The sequence below is a fragment of the Microcoleus sp. BM001215392 genome (genome assembly GCF_036700185.1).
Classification (GTDB): domain Bacteria; phylum Cyanobacteriota; class Cyanobacteriia; order Cyanobacteriales; family Microcoleaceae; genus Microcoleus.
The window spans coordinates 4,434-6,567 of sequence record NZ_JAUBOJ010000400.1; the positions used below are offsets into that span (position 1 = coordinate 4,434).

Here is a 2,134-nt window from a genome sequence, read left to right on the forward strand (position 1 = left end):
CCTGATTTTTCGTACTTCGCTGAAAATATTCGTAGAAACCCGGTTTCTCGCTACCCGCGCCCATTCCCCATGTACTAACTTATCAACTGCTTAAAGGCATCGTGTTCGCGAATCTTCTCCAAATCAGCTTCATTTTTTGCCAACTCTTTGCACAAATTTGGATTGAGATTGAGGGCGCGCTTTAAATTTTCAATTGCTAAATCAATTTTACCTTGCAGGGCATAACATCGGGCTTTATTATACCAAATTCTGTAAAAATCAGGCCTAATTTTAGCAGCCTTGTCGTAGGAATCGATCGCAGCTTCGTACTTTTGCAATTTGGACAGTGCCACGCCTCGATTGTTCCAAGCGTCTGTATAATCATTTTTGACTTGTAGGGCTTGATTGTATGAAATTACTGCTTGTTCGTATTCCTGCATTTTGGAAAAAGCAACGCCTCGGTTGTTCCAAGCGTCGGCATAATCTGGTTTTGCCTGAATTGCTTGTTCGTAACAGCCGATCGCCTCCGGGTACTTCTGCAACTCCAACAATACCACACCTCGGTTGTTCCAAGCGTCTGGATAGGTCGGGCGAAGTGTGGTAGCTTGTTCGTAGGATGCGATCGCCTCGTCGTACTGCTGCATTCGAGTCAGTACAACTCCCCGGTTGTTCCAAGTATCGGCTAAATCCGGCTGAATTTGCAGGGCTTTGTTGTAAGCTGCGATCGCATCTTCGTAGCGGTTTTCAAAGAAACAAGCATCTCCCTGTTTAGCATAGTCTGCCGCCGTCAATAACTCTTGATAATTGCCGTAGTTAACCGGAGCAAATTCTTGAATTTGGGCATCGGGTAATAACAAATCTGTTTCTACATCGGCTGGGTGATTTTGGTATTGAATTTCACCTAAGATACTTTCAGCATCGGAAATTAATAGTTTTAATTCAGAAATTGTATCGTAGTGGAGACTTTCGATTTCTTGGCGAGCAATTGTTGTCTGCTTGGACAATTTGTTTAACAAAAACCAAACAGCGACTCCGGCTGCTGTCGGAAACAAAGTTAAGGCAATTACCAACCCGTTGAGTAGTACCGCCGTGCGCCCAAAAGCGATGTCAACTTCTTCTTGAACTCGATCGCGAATTTCGTCTTTGAGTTGCTGCTGGGGCAATTCCTGCGCCACCAAGAGTGCAGCCTTCGCTTGGGACGCAGAAACGCTACTGGTGCAGACTAGAATAGTCAAAAGGGCGATCGAGCTAATACTTGTTCTAAAAATACTTGACAAACGCATTGCCTTAGTGATACGCACCTGATTTGCGATTTTCATATGTCAAGAGATGCTGGTAAAGATGATCTCAGCCTAGCCGATTTATTCAAAAACTATTAAATACAGGATATCTGTTGTGCAGTCCCCTCCAATTAAGTGTTTGACGCAAGAATTGCTAGACGAAGTTGCAGCTTCCTCCCGCAGCAACCCGCGCGGGCGACAAAACTACAATTTCCACGATTTGTCAGAAAAGGTGCAGCGGTTTGTCAACGTGCTGCAAATGGGTACTTACGTTCGCCCTCACCGACACCTGCGCCCGCCGTCGGTTAATGGTTTTGAATTTTTTGTGGTGATTCAAGGAGAAGTGGGTATTCTGATTTTGAACGAAAACGGTCACATCTTGCGATCGTTGCGAGTCAGCGCCGCCGGGCCCACTCGCGCTGTGGAACTTCCCGAGGGTACTATTCACACGTTGGTAGCTTTGGTACCGGATACCGTGATTTTGGAGTTCAAGGAAGGGCCCTATGAGGTGGCTGCGGATAAAGACTTTTTGCCCGATTTTCCGGCTGAGGGTACTGAGGCGGCCCGGGAATTAGTCTTGATTTGGGAAGCGGAATTTAAATCAGAAGTTACTGGTTATTAGTTATTGGTTATTGGTTATTTGTGATGGGTGATGGGTGATGGGTGATGGGTAATTGGTTATTAGTTATTAGTTGTTAGTTGTTAGGAAGAAGGAAGAAGGAAGATAAAATTAATGGTTTCAGCAATTAAGAACGTGCTAACCATCGGTCGCAGTTGACTAATGACTACCCTTCGACTTCGCTCTGGGTAAAATGGCAACTGACCAATAACCAATAACCAATAACCAATAACCAATAACCAATAACCAATAACCA

General features: G+C 44.8%; 2 protein-coding genes. One reads left to right on the forward strand and one right to left on the reverse strand.

Annotated elements, in window-relative coordinates; all coding sequences use genetic code 11:
- Positions 1-74 precede the first annotated feature (74 nt).
- Complete coding sequence (locus QT974_RS28990) at positions 75-1,298, reverse strand: tetratricopeptide repeat protein (RefSeq protein WP_333471845.1); 1,224 nt, start codon at positions 1,296-1,298, stop codon at positions 75-77.
- Positions 1,299-1,374: 76 nt separating this feature from the next.
- On the opposite strand from QT974_RS28990, the gene QT974_RS28995 reads away from it, so the two are divergent.
- A complete protein-coding gene (locus tag QT974_RS28995; protein WP_333471846.1) occupies positions 1,375-1,881 on the forward strand; it encodes a WbuC family cupin fold metalloprotein in 507 nt (168 codons plus the stop codon).
- Positions 1,882-2,134: the final 253 nt, after the last annotated feature.

Coding starts and splice junctions, on each gene's coding strand:
- QT974_RS28990 (WP_333471845.1), bottom strand. CDS start 1,298: ATGAAAATCGCAAATCAGGTGCGTATCACTAAGGCAATGCGTTTGTCA.